We start from the raw sequence: 16,438 nt of genomic DNA, 5'->3' as shown, positions 1-16,438 counted from the left end.
CTTTGTAAAGATGTAGCGAGAAAGGTCAGCAGCTAATCATGAGATTAGCTGTGACAAGCTTCGCACTCTTCGATTTCTGTTTGAGAGGTACTGCGGACATAATAGGTTGTTTTCAGTCCGTTTTCCCAAGCTGCAAGGTGTAAGTTTAATAATTCTTTTGCTTTAATATCGTGACGTACATAGAAGTTAAAGCTGATTGCCTGATCAACATGGCGTTGTCTCTTCGCATTTTGTTTAATGCTCCATACTTGATCTAATTCATGACGCGCTCTTCGGTAATAGTTATAGGTTACATGGTCTAAGTCAGGCGCGGTAACTTTGAATTTAAAGTTTTTCTTTTCTTCAGCGAATTCTACTGCATACAGCGGGTCAATACCATCTGTTGAGCCACCGATTTTTGCTGTAGACGAGTTAGGCGCAACTGCCATTAGCCAGCCATTACGGATACCATTAGCTGCTACGTCTGCGCGTAATTCGTTCCAGCGGTCGGAATGATAATCACGACGGTCAAAGTAGACGCCAGATTGCCATTCTGATCCTTCAAATTCAGAATAAGCTCCTTTTTCTTTCGCTAGTTCCATTGAAGCTTTGATCGTATAATAAGCGATATCTTCGTAAACCTTGTCTGCGTAAGCAACTGCTTCGTCTGATTCCCAATGAATGCTTTCTAAAGCAAGCAGGTGATGCCAGCCGAATGTTCCGAGTCCGACAGCGCGGTATTTTTGGTTCGTTACTTGTGCTTGACCGACGGAAATCGTATTTAAGTCGATGACATTATCCAACATACGAACTTGAATTTTGACCAGACGTTCTATTACTTCTGCACGAACTGCGTTTGGCAGGTTGATAGAAGACAGGTTACATACTACAAAGTCTCCTGGTTTGCGAACAATAATGATATTGCCTTCTTCGTCTTGATATTCATCAGAGATAGTCGTTGGTGACATGTTCTGTGCAATCTCTGTGCATAAGTTACTGCAGTAAACGGATGTTTTACCAACACCGCGTTTATGCTTGTTTGGATTTTGACGATTTACTTCGTCGCGATAGAACATATATGGTGTTCCAGTTTCTAATTGAGCGATCATAATACGAGCCATAATGTCCATGGCGCGATATGTCTTTCTCGGTAACAATGGATGATTAACTGCTTCCCAGTATTTCTCGGTGAAGTATTTATGATCTTTCTCGTCATAAAAATCTTCCAGTCCTAGAGAATTGCCGTTTTCATCTTTCCAGCCCATGATTTGTTTCACCTGATGCGGACAGAAAGTATGCCACTCTCCGATACTTTTTCCGGTCGCGTCTGTTTCCTGTAATTGTTCCATAAATAAATCAGGGATACTGACGCCTGTAAAGATATCATGTGCTTTACGACGCTCGTCACCATTGTTGGTTTTCAAGTCTAAGAAACCATTCATCACATCTTTATGGAATACATCTAAATAAATGGCAACAGCCCCTTGGCGCTGACCTAACTGATCGACACTGACAGCAGTATCGTTAATTAGTCTAATCCATGGAACAACACCTGATGAATTACCTTTGAATTTCTTAATATCAGAGCCTAAGGCACGGACTTTTCCGTAATAGATGCCGATTCCGCCACCATCTTTACTAAGTCTCGCAATATCCCAGTTGTTTAAATAAATACCGTCTAATGAATCATCGACAGTGTCAATGAAGCAGGATGATAATTGTCCATAGCTCTTACCAGCATTTGATAAAGTTGGTGTAGCAACTGTCATATATAAATTACTTAAAGCCCAATAAGCTTCTTTAATCAATTCCAATCGTTGCTCAGAAGCTTCGTTTTGCATTAATGTCATGGCAATAATCATAAAGCGTTCCTGTGGCAGTTCAAACAGATTACGGTCGTGATCTCTTGCTATATAACGGTCAGCAAGCAGGAAAAGACCGATGTAGTTAAAGCGAGTATCCTGTGTTGGATCAATAACCGATTGTAAAGCCTGAATTTCTTCTTTATTATATGATTGGAGTAAGTCTGTGCTGTAAATCCCTTTATCTGTAAGAGTTTGAATCAGTGAATAGAAATCTCCATACTGTTGCTCAGCATCATATCCGCGATTTGCTGCTGCTTCTTCATAAAGCTGTTTTAAATGAAAATGTGCAGCCACAAATGTCCAATTTGGTTCATCCATCGCGATACGGTTTAACGAATAAAAAAGGGCTTCTTGTGTTGTGTCTTTGTCGGATTTTGTAGTTTCTTCGATTCGTTTTTGAATTTCTGCCGTATTTAATCCATACTTTTCTCCTGCTGCTTGCAAAGCTTGAATGACAGATTGTTTAATAGATTTTACTTCTGTTGCCATGATAAAAACCCCCATATACATAATAAAAGCGCTCGAAAAGGAGCGGAAATAATAAATTGTTTTATGTATTCACCGAACAGTTAATGAATCAGAATGGTTATAATGAATACAATATATTGTAGTAATTTTGTCATTTGATACTATATATAGATTTTAAATGATAAGCTCGTTTTTGACAATAAAAAAATCTCAGTTATATTTTCTATTTTGGTAGAAAAAGAGGTAGGAAAGTTGATGTGGCAAGCACTTCAATCTCGAATAGGTAATTTCGGCTATTTTTGTTCAGGTGAATATGATCACAAATATCTAGTAAAACATGATGTAAGGAAAGTGTTATAATAGGTTTAATGATAGTACAAAGGGAGAATCTAGCATGCATTTTTATACTACCAATGATGGTTATCGGCATTTTTATCAAAAGTACCCTGCCAAATCTAGTAACAATATTATGATTTTGTTACATGGAATTTCTGAGAACCATCGTTATTTAGCTCCTCTAGCATCATACATTGCTAAGCGAAATATTGCAACCGTCTTGACACCTGATTTGCGTGGATATGGTGAATTTTGTCCAAAAAAAGGTGATGTTGACTATATCGGTCAGCATGAAGATGATTTAAAACAATTTATAACACAATTAAAAAAAGATTATCAAGAATCTCGATTTATCCTGGCTGGCCATTCTGCAGGAGGAGGCAGTCTCCTTCGGTTGTCAGAAACAGATCTAGCGGAAACCTTTGATCTATTTATCTTGCTGGCACCCTTAATTCATTATGGAGCACCAACTATTCCAAAGGAGAACACGGGTTTTCGCAGGGCAATCAGAAATAATCTAAGCTCCATACTTGCTTTGAATGATCAAAATATTACGAAGCTGAACGATAGAATTGTCTTTGAGAATCAGAAGCCTGAAAATTTGAGACATGGTTCAGAAACAATTTCCTTAAGCTTTCGTCTTTTTGCATCAAGGTATCCGGTTCATTATCTGAATGCCATCGAAAATCTGACCAAGCCTACTTTGCTAATCGCGGGGAAAGAGGATGAGCAGTTTGTGGCATCTGCATATGAACCATTATTTCAGGATAACCCTCATGTCGATGTTATGATCTTAGAAGACATTGACCATGATGGAATATTAAGTGATAGGCATGCATTGTCCATAATCGGTCAATGGATACAAAATACAATAATAGAGGTGTGAAAAATGGCTACGTTTGATGATTTTAACCAATTGGATTTGCGTGTTGGAACTGTATTGGAAGCAGAAGCATTCCCAGAAGCAAGAAAACCTGCGATAAAACTGAAAATTGATTTTGGAGAATTAGGTATCAAACAATCTACTGCTCAGATTACGAAACGATATGAGCCTGAACAATTAATAGGGAGACAAATCGCTGCGGTGGTGAACTTTCCTCCATTACGAATCGCAGGATTTAAATCAGAAGTGCTTATCTTAGGAGGTGTGCCGGGTGCAGGAGATGTCGTCCTGTTAGGTCCGGATCAGGAAGTGGAGAATGGTACGAAAATATCATAACGGGCTGAGTAACGTATATTTATAAAGGTGAAAGTATAAGTTCTTACAATGCGGATTATGAAAAGTGAGTGGTATTACAATCTGGTAAATTTGCTATCTTTTATTTGCCTAAGAAAAGCTCCTGAGAGAAGCTCCGCATCCTTTGAGGTCGGTCTCAGCTGGGCGGCAAAGAAGTATTTAAAGAAGTATTTTAAGCAGTAGCCTAGCTGAAGCCGTACCCGCAGGACCGAATCGGCAATCGGAGTGAAGGTATATGAAGCATCTTGATTTTTTGTAATTCAAGCTCGTAAAAAAACTGTACACACCCTCAGATGATATTATAAGCGTTATATTAACGGAAGAATTAGCTATATGGCACTCCGCATTGTTAATGGAGCTAGCTTTTTAGTGTTCAGTATATCTCCTAGAATTCCATCCATTACGTTCATTATTTGTTAACGGTACCTACATGTTGTGATATGGTCATTCACCATGCCGATTGCTTGCATGAATGAATAGATGGTAACAGGACCAACGAATTTAAAGTTTCGTTTTTTTAGATCCTTACTAATCCGTGTTGATAAATCTGTGTGAGAAGGTATACTTTCTTCTTTTTCCCAATTGTTCACGATCGGTTCAAAGTTGATATACTCCCATAAAAAATTCGAAAAACTGCCAAATTCCTTCTGTATATCTAAAATAGCTAAAGCATTGGCCCTTACCGATTGTAATTTTGCCAAATGCTTGATGACATTGAATTGTTCTTTAATAGCTGTTAGATCTTTATCGTTCAGCTGCGAACAATACTTTATATCAAAGTTACGAAAAGCTTCTTGATAGCTGTCTCGTTTCCTCAGCACGATACTCCACGATAATCCTGATTGCGCCCCTTCTAATGTGAGCATCTCAAATATATATTGATCATCATAGCTTGGAACACACCATTCTTTATCGTGATAGGTCTGCATAAGTTGCTTACTACCTGGCCATAGACATGTCGACATCTGTTTCATCATCCTTTCCTGGTTATTTAAAGGATAACATAGTTATGTGATAACTCGGCGTCGTATTATGTATAACTTTTAATTTAATGTCCATAGAGTCTCTTTTAAAATGTGTAATTGCTGAACTAAAAGATTTGGTTCTTATAATACGGATTATCTTAACTAGCTGTGGGGCTATTTTGAAATGGAGTATGTACTAGTATACTGCTCCGGCCAACCACTTCGCGTCCTGCGGGCACGGCTGAAGCTAGGCTGCTACTCGACTTACTTCTCTGCTGCCTTGCACCGAGGAAGCCTACTTCGAAGCGTTACTAGTAGACGCAAGTGCAGACGTGGTAGATCTTCAGCACCTACACGTCCCGCGGGAGTCTACGTGGTTGGCCTGCGCTAAGGTATAAATTTTACAACTGATGTAACAATTAGCATTTTGAGCGCTACCCATCAATGGCATGTTTGATTTTGATCAGCATAATCCTTACCACCACTGCTTCTAACTGGTACAAACGTTGTAGCACTTCAGTAAAGCGTAGGAAATATGCGGAGACTTCAGTGAGATCAGTCGTGTCCGAAAATCCCGCCGAAAGCGACCTTTGCTCATCACGAGGAAGTTGAGGCCGCCCCACAGGACGCGGAGTAATTTTTAGGACCTTTGCTACGCAGCTAAAACATATCAAAATTATCATATTGCAATACAGTTCTACTTTACATAATTTGTATATAATTAGCTGTGAAGTTAGTTAAGAATGAGCAGTTTTATTGTGGGAGAAAGATGCCTTTATGTATATTTTATCAGTCTATATGTAAAATATATATTGCGAAAAGTAAAATATTAAGTATAATGAAAGTATAAACAATCTGGAGGGGGTAGATGTTTTTTAAAAAAGGCAGCTTTCAAGATGAACGAGTTACAAATGAGCAGAATAAAATTTACCGTGAGTTATATGTAGTGATTTATCTTGTTTGTTTAGTTTCCGCTATATATAAGACGTTCAAGTACGGTATATCAATGGAGTACGTAGCAACCGAACTGATTATCTTTATTGTGGCTGGGGCGTATTATGCAGTTAGGGTAGTGCAAAAAGGGTTATTCACATCAGAGGTAGAGTTGCATGATCATAAACATAAGTGGAGCTTCCAGGCAAAAACAGTTATTAGCGGAATTGTTTTCGGATTAGTGATCGCGCTTGTCTTCGGTGTGAACAGTGCTGTACAATATGCAGACAGCAGAATGGAAGAGATCAGCTTTTTCTTTATCTCCTTTGCCGGATCACTTATGATTTATCTGCCTTTTCTGCTGATTGGACTTATTGTCAGTTATCAGGTTGCGAAAACGAAAAGTGATAAAGCAGTTGCTAAACAGTTAAAGGAAGAAGATGAATGAAGAATTTGAAGTTGAAGGTAGCTCGGGTAGAGCACGACTTATCGCAGGAAGAGTTAGCGAAACAAATTGGTGTGACCAGGCAGACAATCGGTTTAATTGAGCAAGGTAAATATAATCCGACGCTACAATTGTGCATCGCGATCTGTAAAGCACTCAATAAAACGTTAGATGATTTGTTTTGGAATGACGAAGACTAAGTGCATCGCACTTAGTCTTCATTTTTTTCATATTGAATTTTGTGAAGGCGGGCAAACACGGCGTCCATAGCGAGTAATTTCTGATAACTTCCTTGTTCGGCTATTCCTTCATTTGTTACAACAACAACACGATCTGCATCTTTTATTGTAGCCAATCTGTGGGCGATAACAAGCGTTGTTCTATTCTCAGCGAGTTGATCTAAAGATTGCTGAATCATTCGTTCTGTTTCTGTATCCAATGCAGATGTAGCTTCATCTAAAATAAGGATTGGCGGATTCTTTAAGAATGTTCTGGCAATCGCCATCCGTTGTTTCTGACCACCGGAAAGTTTCAAGCCACGTTCGCCAATTTGTGTATCATAGCCGTCTGGTAAATCGGCAATCACCTGATCAAGATGTGCTTTTTTCGCTGCGAGCATTATTTCTTCATCTGTTGCATTCTGTTTTCCATATGCGATATTCTCACGGACTGTTCCTGTAAACAGAAAAACGTCCTGTTGTACAATACCGATCTGGGAACGGAGCGATTTTTTTGTTATATTACGAATGTCGTGGTCATCGATCGAAATCGAGCCATTATTGACATCATAGAACCTTGGAATAAGTGAACAAATTGTTGTTTTGCCAGCACCTGATGGACCGACAAAGGCAACTGTTTCACCAGGGGTTATTTGCAAGTTGATATTTTCTAATACCTGTTGATGACCATCATAGGAGAAGTCAACGTGATCAAAACGAATATTTCCAGTTAGCTTGTCCACTTCCATAGCGTTCGGATCGTTTTTGATTTCCGGTTCTTTTGCTAAGATCTCCTGAAAACGACGGAATCCTGCCATCCCTTTTGGATAGAGTTCCAAGAGGGCACTGATTTTATCGACTGGTTTAATAAGTACATTAGTGTATAATACGAAGCTTACTAATTCACCGTACGATAAACTTCCATTGAAACTTAACCAGGCACCCACTACTAAAACAATCAGCGTTAGGAAGCGTGTCATCATGTAAATGCTGGAATGTGTTCCTGCCATTACTTTGTATGCTTTAATTTTTGCTTTACGGAAACGACCGTTGTCCTGGTTGAATCGATTTAATTCAAAATCTTCATTAGTAAAAGACTGTACGACTCGAACACCGGAAACAGCGTCTTCCACACGTGCATTGACGTCAGCAATATTATGATACATTCGATGCCATGCTTTATTCATCGCGATATTACAATAGGTCACTAATACTGTTAATAATGGAACGATGACGAGTGCGATGATTGCAAGGGTAGGATTGATGGTGAACATAATCCAAAATGCGCCGGTAAATGTCATGATGGCAATAAAAAAGTCCTCTGGTCCATGGTGAGCAAGTTCGCCGATATCAAATAAATCGTTCGTAATTCTACTCATGATATGACCTGTTTTCGTATTGTCAAAGAAACGGAAAGATTGTCTTTGCACATGCGTAAATAACTCTTCGCGCATATCAGTTTCAATATTGATTCCTAGTTTATGACCAAGGTAGCTGACGATGAATTGCATGAACGTGCTCAGGACATAAACTGCTAATAATAGGATGCTGACCGTCACAATCTTATCCCATTCCCCGTTTGGCAAAAGTTCGTCAATTAACCATTGCACAGCAACAGGAAAGGCAAGTTCCAGAATTGCCACAAACACAGCACAGCTAAAGTCAATAATAAACAAGCGTTTGTGTGGTTTATAATAAGAAAAAAACTGCTTTAACATGGAATGTATAACTCCTTTTTTAAGATGATTCACATATTATAGCAGAATAATGCTTTCCTACCTATGATAAAAAATTCTTTTTCGTGCCGGATTGATGGCCTTTTGTCCAATGTTGCTCGATTCGATGTGTTTTTTCCAGCTCTAATTGATAGTTATAGTCCACTGCTTGTAAGGTTTTCAGAAGCAACCAGATTCCTGCCAGTAATTGAATGGCTATAATTAACCATAAGAATGTAGCAGATGCAAACAGACTGACGATGATCAGAGCCGCCACTTGTATCATGAGCAACCCCCAATGTTTCAATAATATGATCAGACTGGCTGATAAAATAGCGATTAGATAGAATACTTCCATTTTCATACTCCTTTTTTTAGATAGTATGCAGAAGTAAAGAGTATGTTATTCTATTTGCAAAAGAGATTATGCTACAATAAGAGTGAAAAAAGCATATAGCTGGAGGGTGTAGAAATGAAGCTTGGGGGAATTGAAGCAGGCGGTACCAAATTTGTGTTAGCAATCGGTGATGAACATGGGGAAATTTTTGAAAAGACGGTCATTCCGACAGAGCATCCGGAGATAACGGTGCCAAAGGTGATCATGTTTTTTGAAGGAAAAGGAATTGAACGGTTGGGACTTGGAGGCTTTGGTCCTATTGATATAAATCAGGAAAGCAAGAGTTATGGCCAAATCCAAAATTCACCGAAGACTGATTGGATAGGTTATCCGTTAGGCGCTATATTAAAAGATAAACTCGGTGTAGAAGTGATGATAGATACCGATGTAAATGTAGCGGCAATGTCTGAAGTAAAATGGGGAAACGCAAAAGACGTTGACTCCTGTCTCTATATCACAGTCGGTACTGGAATTGGTGCGGGTGCCTATTTCAACGGTCAAACATTGAAAGGGCTCTCGCATCCGGAAATGGGGCATATTAAAGTCGCTCGCCATCCTGATGATAACTATGAAGGGACATGTCCTTATCACCACGACTGTCTGGAAGGGATTGCTGCTGGACCTTCATTGGAAAAAAGGTGGGGCAAGAAAGGCCATGAGTTAGCCGAAAATGAAAAAGTCTGGGAAATGGAAGCATTTTATCTTGCACAAGCATTAACGAATTATATTTACATTTTGTCACCAGAGAGGATCATAATGGGGGGAGGCGTGATGAAACAACAACAGCTCTTTCCGTTAGTTCGCAAAAAAGTGTTAGAAATGCTGAATGAATATGTCAGCTCGCCGCATCTAACAGAAGCTGAGATTGATCAGTATATTGTGCCACCTGGATTAACAGATGAAGCGGGAATTAAAGGAGCATTGTATCTAGCTACAACTTAACATGTATAGGTGCTGGACAAGCAATTTAATCGCTTACAAATTAGCGATGTGCTAACATGTAAGAGAGGTGATGGTAATGAACAAGTTAGAGTTGGGAAATAGCGGTCTGCAAGTTAGTGAAATAGCACTCGGCTGCATGCGCATGGATCAGTTAACGACACAAGAGGCCAACCGGGTCATCGAACAGAGTATGGAAGCAGGCATTGATATGTTTGACCATGCCGATATTTATGGAGCTGGTAAATCAGAAGAAATTTTTGCTGATGCGATTGATATGAATCCTTCGATTCGTGAAAAAATGGTTATTCAATCAAAATGCGGTATTCGCGACGGCTTTTTTGACTTCTCCAAAGAACACATTATTCGTTCTGTGGAAGGAAGCTTACAACGGTTAAAAACAGATTATCTTGATATATTGTTATTACATAGGCCAGATGCGTTAATGGAACCAGAAGAAGTGTCGGAAGCTTTTAACGAATTAAAACAAAGTGGCAAGGTTCGTCATTTTGGTGTAAGTAATCACAATCCGGTGCAAATTGAGTTGTTAAAAAAATCAGTGGAACAGGACCTTATTGCGAATCAATTACAATTCAGCTTAATGTTTACACCAATGATTGATGCTGGACTGAATGTAAATATGGAACATGATCCGTCCATTGTTCGTGATGGTGGCGTGATCGATTACAGCCGTCTCCATGACATGACGATCCAACCGTGGTCGCCATTCCAACATGGTTTCTTTGAAGGGGTTTTTGTTGATAACGATCAATTCCCGGTCCTAAATGAAAAACTTCAAGAATATGCAGACAAAAAAGGTGTATCAAAATCTGCCATTGCAATCGCCTGGATTCTAAGACATCCGGCAAACATGCAACCAATAATTGGCTCGATGAATCCGGAAAGAATCTCCCAAATAGCTAAAGCATCAGATGTCACGCTATCAAGGGAAGAGTGGTATGATATATACCGCGTTGCAGGAAATAAATTACCTTAGTTGTATGAAAGCTGTTTATCGAGAGATAAACAGCTTTCGTTATAGAATGAATAAATAGCAAAGGGTGTTACATGTGAATAATGCTGTTCAATCCTACTTCGAAAATCTGAAAAGCAAAGATCGTAACAAACAATATCAAGCATATAATCAGTTGATTGCGGAAATGAAAAAAGAAGTTGATTGGGCTTATGAAGTGTGGGACAAGCTTGTCGAAGATTTATCGAGCAAGGATGCCCATGATCGCTCACGTGCTGGCCAGTTTTTGTCTTATTTAGCCATTAGTGATCCTGAGAATCGGATACTAGAGGATTTCGATCAGGTGTGGCAAGTAACCTATGACGAAAAATTCGTAACCGCAAGACATACGTTACAAGCAATATGGCGAATTGCCTTAGCAGGTGAGCAACACGAGAGGCTTGTCGTTGATCGGATGACAGACCGATTTATCAATGGCACAGATGAAAAAAATTACACGTTAAGACGAAATGATATGATCCAAAATCTATATAATATCTATCAAGTGACAGAGAATCCAGAGATCGAAAAAGTGGCATTGTCCTTAATCGAGTTAGAGGAAGATTCTAAGTATCGAAAAAATATGCGAAGATTTGGAAGTAACAGGACCGTGGAAATTAAAACTCGCAATTTTAATACTTTGTCCTTCTCGCACAATCAAGATATAAATAAGTGCTGTCCTAAATTCCAGGTAATACGAAGTTGAAGCAAACTGCGAAGTAATGACCATTCAGCTATATATAATGTGAAAATTTTCCAAGAGATCATTTAGACATGGTTTGTGTGCTAAAATATCGCTCCGGACAACCACTCCGCGTCCTGTGGGGCACGGCTTCAGCTAACTTAGGAAAGAAAAGAATTTTCTTTCCTAAGTGGATCTTCAGCTCGCGCTGATCCCACGGGAGTCTCCGTGGTTTGCCTGCGCTAAGGTACTTGCTACAATTGAGGAAAGAGGTAGTATATTGGCCTGTTTACATTACGCTTATAAATAAGCATCTTCATTATAAGTAACATGATATGCTTATAGCCACTGTTTTTAGCTATTTTATTCGTTGTGGAACTTTGACTTAAGCGTATGAAATATACAGAGACTCTCCCCACTATTGTTAGTGTTTTGAATATAGGAACATATATCATTCATTAAAAAAGGTAGTTACTCCAGACACTCTATTCTATTGCTAGTCATACTGGGATTAAGAAATTTTAATTACCTGCAGTTAAAGCATTTTTAAAATGAAGTATAGACAAATATGGATACCGCTCAAAATGCTACTTCTTACATTAGTTGTAAAATATTAACATCAGCGTAGGCCAACCACGTAGACTCCCGCGGGACGTGTAGGTGCTGAAGATCTACCACGTCTGCACCTGCGTCTACTAGTAACGCTTCGAAGTAGGCTTCCTCGGTGCAAGGCAGCAGAGAAGTAAGTCGAGTAGCAGCCTAGCTTCAGCCGTGCCCCGCAGGACGCGAAGTGGTTGGCAGGAGCGGAATTTAAGCACAGTATATATGTCAATATGATCTCAAAGCTGATCATCACGTTCATTTTTTACGGTTATATACGAAGTTACTTCATAGTTTATAGATAAAGCGTAAGAAAAAAGCCGAATGTAACACGAATCTGGTTAGGTGTCATTTTGTATTACTTCGGCTTTATTTATTTACATTTCTTTGGTTCCAGTTCATTCACGTTGGCTAAAATAGTCTGTTTGTTTCTGTTACTTACATATATAAAGTGGCCAGCATGATCCCTAATGTATCTTCATAAATTTCATCAAACTGGGAAATTGGTAATGGATTGACCCCGATACCGAGTTCAACTGTATAACCAGGACGTTGAAACTCTTGTATAAACCAATCTTTGTAACCGGCATAGCTGTCAACATATTGGATAGCTTCATAGCCGCTGACACGGCTGAATTCTTCGACGATAGTTTCAGACTGAGGAGGCTCTAAGCCCTGGAAACCCCAGTAAATTTCTTGCCCTTGTGTATGAAAAGCATTCAAGATCTCAAATGGCCACTGTTGGGCTAGATTTGCCATAGCTATCGCTTCGGGCTCTGACAGTGGTTGATAGCCAGGAAAGTCTCGAGGCTGAGGCGATGTCGGTTTACGATCAGCTTCTGTTTCCCACAACGCTGGGTACTGATTATTGAGATCCACTCCATTTATATTTGCTTTCCATTCAGAAAAATCAGTATTTCCGTCGTTTATCGATAGGACAAAATCTCTTTTTGAACCTGCTGCATCAGCTCCATCTAAGACGAGATCGACACCGTCTGGATTAACCATCGGTACTAAAGACAGTGTGTTTGATTCAAAAAAAGGTAATAAGTTAAGTCCACGTATTTGCTGACTGTTTGTCAGAGCTAAAACATAATCATTCAAAAATTTCATAATAATCGGGGTAGTAATCCATTCCGTTGCATGAAAAGAACCGTTAATGTGTTTTTGACGAGTTCCGGTTCCAATCCGCAGTTCGATAATATCTTTATTTAATACGGAATTGCCGATAATTTGCTGATCCATAAAGGGGTATAGGTTACGAAGCCTTTGTATATCTGCTCGCATTTTATCATAGGTGTAATGATCAACATCCGAAATAATAGAATTTGTAATTCGGCGAGGAATGTTAATATTTTGACCGATTTGTAAAGCCATCGGCTGAATACCAGGATTAACTAAATATAAAAGGTCGATTGGCATTTGATTGGTTTGAGCAATTCCCCATAATGTATCACCTGATTGAATCGTATGCGTTTGTAACTCATATCCAGGAATGGCTATTTGTTGGCCAATCATCATCTGGTTTGGATTCACCTGTTTATTCGATGCGACGATAAGTGTTAGTGGAATCCCAAATAATTGACTGTAATCCCATAGAGAATCACCCTGTCTGACAATTACGATCATCTTATTACCCTCCGTTCTTTGCTGCTATTTCATTTTATGAACTGGGAGCAAGAACTATGAATAAAAGCAAAAAAGCCACTACTGAAATTCAGTAATGGCTGATATTGAGTTATTATTTGATTAAAATGCGGACGTCCATCCAGCGTCAGCTGTAATGGTTGTACCGTTGACAAATGAAGCTTCATCAGATGCAAGGAATAATGCGACATTCGCGATATCTTCAGGAGATCCTACATTTGGAATAAGGGACTGACTTAATTTAAGTCGTTCGCTGCCATACTGGCTCACATTTTTCATTGAGTTCGAGATATTGGTAGCTACTGCACCTGGTGCAATCGCATTACAACGAATACCCTTCTGTGCATACATAAAAGCAGTATTCTTTGTTAACCCGATGACAGCATGCTTCGATGCAGTATACGTTGCACCCGCATGAGCACCATTTAATCCACCAGAAGAAGCGGTGTTAATAATGACTCCTTGTCCCTTATCTAAAAAGACAGGGATGGCTTTTCGCATCGCACGCATAACACCTTTCGTATTAATATCAAAAATTAAATCCCAACGGTCATCATCCACTTCTGCCACTGGTTCAAAACTGTCCATGATTCCTGCGTTATTGACAAGTATATCTAATGTTCCAAATTCATTGACTGCTGTATCAATCATTTGATCGATGTCATCAAGATTGGAAATATTTACTTCAACAGCTTTTGCTTTTCCACCATTATTGTTTATTTCATCTGCTAGCGTATTAACACCTTCTGCGTTTAAATCAGCTAATACAACTGCTGCTCCTTCTACTGAGAAACGTTCTGCAATCGCTTTACCCATACCGGAAGCCGCACCTGTTACAATTGCTACTTTGTTTTGTAATTTCATAACTAACTCCTCCTCAGACATTTTTGTAAACGTCACCTAAAAAATAAACAGGTGTATGTTAATCAACACCTGTTTATAGTATAATATACCAATATGGGAGAAACAATCATCAATCAGACTTTGTTTTGTTGACTATTAGACAAATATGTTTCTTATGTTCAATTACTACCTATTATTAAACAAACAGGGAGAATATATACATGAATGAATATCAGGATCGTCGCGTTCGAAAATCGAAAAAAGCACTCAAAAAAGCCTTGATGTCTTTATTAAAACAACAAACTCTCCAACACATCACAGTTATGGAAATTGTGACAAAGGCGGATGTGAACAGGGGAACGTTTTACAAGCATTATCAATATAAAGAGCAATTGTTAGAAGAGATGGTGGATGATGTGATAGCAGATCTGATCGTGTCTTATCGTGAGCCTTTACATCAATTTAAAGAGTTAAATGTGGATAATTTAACAGGGTCGTCGATCAAAATCTTCGAACATGTTGCAAGTTATAACGACTTTTATACGGTGATAGCTAAATCGAATGCATTGGAAGGTTTGCAAAGTAGGATCTGCCAAAAATTAAAAGATTTAATGAAGGAAGCAGCTAGTTCCCAGCAACCGAATCAAGCCATTGACCTTGAATTGATCGCCAGTTATCAGGCATATGCCCTGTGGGGATTAATAATAGAATGGATTCAGCAGGATTTTAAATATAGTGCGTCATATATAGCTAATCAATTTCTCGCAATCCTTCAAATGAATCGACATGTATGACAATCATCACCCCTTGTCACAGCTAAGCGGAATGAAATGATAACAGAAGTGTGTATGCTAGAAAATGAAGTTTCAAGATATAAATAAGTACTGTTTTAGTTACAGAGTAGAAGCAAACTGCGAAGTAATGACCATTTAGCTATATATAATGTGAAAATTTTCCAAGAGATCATTTAGACATGGTTTGTGTGCTAAAATATCGCTCCGGACAACCACTCCGCGTCCTGTGGGGCACGGCTTCAGCTAACTTAGGAAAGAAAAGAATTTTCTTTCCTAAGTGGATCTTCAGCTCGCGCTGATCCCACGGGAGTCTCCGTGGTTTGCCTGCGCTAAGGTACTTGCTACAATTGAGGAAAGAGGTAGTATATTGGCCTGTTTACATTACGCTTATAAATAAGCATCTTCATTATAAGTACATGATATGCTTATAGCCACTGTTTTTAGCTATTTTATTCGTTGTGGAACTTTGACTTAAGCGTATGAAATATACAGAGACTCTCCCCACTATTGTTAGTGTTTTGAATATAGGAACATATATCATTCATTAAAAAAGGTAGCTACTCCAGACACTCTATTCTATTGCTAGTCATACTGGGATTAAGAAATTTTAATTACCTGCAGTTAAAGCATTTTTTAAATGAAGTATAGACAAATATGGATACCGCTCAAAATGCTACCTCTTACATTGGTTGTAAAATATTAACATCAGCGTAGGCCAACCACGTAGACTCCCGCGGGACGTGTAGGTGCTGAAGATCTACCACGTCTGCACCTGCGTCTACTAGTAACGCTTCGAAGTAGGCTTCCTCGGTGCAAGGCAGCAGAGAAGTAAGTCGAGTAGCAGCCTAGCTTCAGCCGTGCCCCGCAGGACGCGAAGTGGTTGGCAGGAGCGGAATTTAAGCACAGTATATATGTCAATATGATCTCAAAGCTGATCATCACGTTCATTTTTTACGGTTATATACGAAGTTACTTCATAGTTTATAGATAAAGCATAAGAAAATGCGGACATACCACGAATTATGTTAGCTGAGATTCTTGATATGTTGGGTTGCCCAAATCGTCATCTTGTTATTGAAATGATAGACGGATTCGCTTGTCCAGAATGAAATTACCGAACGGGATGAAAGCAACAATAACAGCGCTTAAAAACCAGATGAAGTGCCATCGGACTGTGATAGTTGTGTAAATAGTAAACAATATGTATACAATGAACAGACCACCATGTACACTGCCAAATACCGTAACAATTTCTGGTAATCCCGCCCAATATTTCAGGGGCATTGCCAAGAATAATAGAAGCAATAAAGAACTTCCTTCCAAGAAGCCGATAATACGAAATCTGTTTATATGGTTCATCTCC

Annotated in this window: 15 protein-coding genes; 8 read left to right on the top strand and 7 right to left on the bottom strand. The window is 39.0% G+C overall.

Annotation, left to right across the window (positions count from 1 at the left end; genetic code table 11):
- Nucleotides 1–44: 44 nt before the first annotated feature.
- Nucleotides 45–2,333, bottom strand: coding sequence for a ribonucleoside-diphosphate reductase subunit alpha (locus MUN88_RS21240; protein WP_244719166.1), 2,289 nt, complete (start codon nucleotides 2,331–2,333; stop codon nucleotides 45–47).
- A 373-nt stretch (nucleotides 2,334–2,706) separates the two neighbouring features.
- Between MUN88_RS21240 and MUN88_RS21235 the strand changes: the two genes are divergently transcribed.
- A complete protein-coding gene (locus tag MUN88_RS21235) occupies nucleotides 2,707–3,534 on the top strand; it encodes an alpha/beta hydrolase (RefSeq protein ID WP_244719163.1) in 828 nt (275 codons plus the stop codon).
- Nucleotides 3,535–3,537: 3 nt separating this feature from the next.
- Nucleotides 3,538–3,867, top strand: a complete 330-nt coding sequence (csaA, locus tag MUN88_RS21230; protein WP_244719161.1) for a chaperone CsaA — start codon at nucleotides 3,538–3,540, stop codon at nucleotides 3,865–3,867.
- Between the two features lie 434 nt (nucleotides 3,868–4,301).
- Here csaA and MUN88_RS21225 read toward each other — a convergent pair whose 3' ends face one another.
- On the bottom strand, nucleotides 4,302–4,850 hold the full coding sequence (locus tag MUN88_RS21225) for a DNA-3-methyladenine glycosylase I (RefSeq protein ID WP_244719158.1): 549 nt from the start codon (nucleotides 4,848–4,850) through the stop codon (nucleotides 4,302–4,304).
- An 868-nt stretch (nucleotides 4,851–5,718) separates the two neighbouring features.
- On the opposite strand from MUN88_RS21225, the gene MUN88_RS21220 reads away from it, so the two are divergent.
- Both MUN88_RS21220 and MUN88_RS21215 read left to right on the top strand, forming a co-directional pair.
- Entirely contained in the window at nucleotides 5,719–6,231 is a 513-nt protein-coding gene (locus tag MUN88_RS21220) for a DUF6773 family protein (protein WP_244719156.1), read from the top strand.
- Nucleotides 6,228–6,428: a helix-turn-helix transcriptional regulator gene (locus tag MUN88_RS21215; protein ID WP_244719153.1), complete on the top strand. Its 201-nt coding sequence runs from the start codon at nucleotides 6,228–6,230 to the stop codon at nucleotides 6,426–6,428. Before MUN88_RS21220 ends, MUN88_RS21215 begins: the two co-directional genes overlap by 4 nt.
- 11 nt (nucleotides 6,429–6,439) lie before the next feature.
- Here the strand turns inward: MUN88_RS21215 and MUN88_RS21210 are convergent, their stop codons facing one another.
- Together MUN88_RS21210 and MUN88_RS21205 are read right to left on the bottom strand one after the other, a co-directional pair.
- The gene (locus MUN88_RS21210; RefSeq protein ID WP_244719151.1) at nucleotides 6,440–8,164 is read right to left on the bottom strand and encodes an ABC transporter ATP-binding protein; all 1,725 of its coding nucleotides are present in this window, start codon (nucleotides 8,162–8,164) and stop codon (nucleotides 6,440–6,442) included.
- Between the two features lie 61 nt (nucleotides 8,165–8,225).
- Nucleotides 8,226–8,519 carry a hypothetical protein gene (locus MUN88_RS21205; protein ID WP_244719149.1) on the bottom strand — a complete coding sequence of 98 codons (294 nt, stop codon included), beginning with the start codon at nucleotides 8,517–8,519 and terminating at the stop codon, nucleotides 8,226–8,228.
- Between the two features lie 114 nt (nucleotides 8,520–8,633).
- On the opposite strand from MUN88_RS21205, the gene MUN88_RS21200 reads away from it, so the two are divergent.
- The 3 genes from MUN88_RS21200 to MUN88_RS21190 all read left to right on the top strand — a co-directional run bounded on the left by MUN88_RS21200 (nucleotide 8,634) and on the right by MUN88_RS21190 (nucleotide 11,215).
- Nucleotides 8,634–9,500: an ROK family protein gene (locus MUN88_RS21200; RefSeq protein WP_244719147.1), complete on the top strand. Its 867-nt coding sequence runs from the start codon at nucleotides 8,634–8,636 to the stop codon at nucleotides 9,498–9,500.
- A 76-nt stretch (nucleotides 9,501–9,576) separates the two neighbouring features.
- The gene (locus MUN88_RS21195; RefSeq protein WP_244719145.1) at nucleotides 9,577–10,494 is read left to right on the top strand and encodes an aldo/keto reductase; all 918 of its coding nucleotides are present in this window, start codon (nucleotides 9,577–9,579) and stop codon (nucleotides 10,492–10,494) included.
- 73 nt (nucleotides 10,495–10,567) lie between these two features.
- A complete protein-coding gene (locus tag MUN88_RS21190) occupies nucleotides 10,568–11,215 on the top strand; it encodes a hypothetical protein (RefSeq protein WP_244719143.1) in 648 nt (215 codons plus the stop codon).
- A 1,014-nt stretch (nucleotides 11,216–12,229) separates the two neighbouring features.
- Here MUN88_RS21190 and MUN88_RS21185 read toward each other — a convergent pair.
- Together MUN88_RS21185 and MUN88_RS21180 are read right to left on the bottom strand one after the other, a co-directional pair.
- Nucleotides 12,230–13,420, bottom strand: coding sequence for a M14 family metallopeptidase (locus MUN88_RS21185; protein ID WP_244719124.1), 1,191 nt, complete (start codon nucleotides 13,418–13,420; stop codon nucleotides 12,230–12,232).
- A 120-nt stretch (nucleotides 13,421–13,540) separates the two neighbouring features.
- Nucleotides 13,541–14,302 carry an SDR family oxidoreductase gene (locus tag MUN88_RS21180; protein WP_244719121.1) on the bottom strand — a complete coding sequence of 254 codons (762 nt, stop codon included), beginning with the start codon at nucleotides 14,300–14,302 and terminating at the stop codon, nucleotides 13,541–13,543.
- Nucleotides 14,303–14,502: 200 nt separating this feature from the next.
- Between MUN88_RS21180 and MUN88_RS21175 the strand changes: the two genes are divergently transcribed.
- Complete coding sequence (locus MUN88_RS21175) at nucleotides 14,503–15,075, top strand: TetR/AcrR family transcriptional regulator (RefSeq protein ID WP_244719118.1); 573 nt, start codon at nucleotides 14,503–14,505, stop codon at nucleotides 15,073–15,075.
- Between the two features lie 1,071 nt (nucleotides 15,076–16,146).
- On the opposite strand, the gene MUN88_RS21170 is transcribed toward MUN88_RS21175, so the two are convergent.
- On the bottom strand, nucleotides 16,147–16,434 hold the full coding sequence (locus MUN88_RS21170; protein WP_244719115.1) for a DUF3817 domain-containing protein: 288 nt from the start codon (nucleotides 16,432–16,434) through the stop codon (nucleotides 16,147–16,149).
- Nucleotides 16,435–16,438 lie beyond the last annotated feature (4 nt).

Source organism: Gracilibacillus caseinilyticus (assembly GCF_022919115.1).
Taxonomy (GTDB): domain Bacteria; phylum Bacillota; class Bacilli; order Bacillales; family Amphibacillaceae; genus Gracilibacillus; species Gracilibacillus caseinilyticus.
This window is presented reverse-complemented; position numbering and strand designations above follow the sequence as displayed.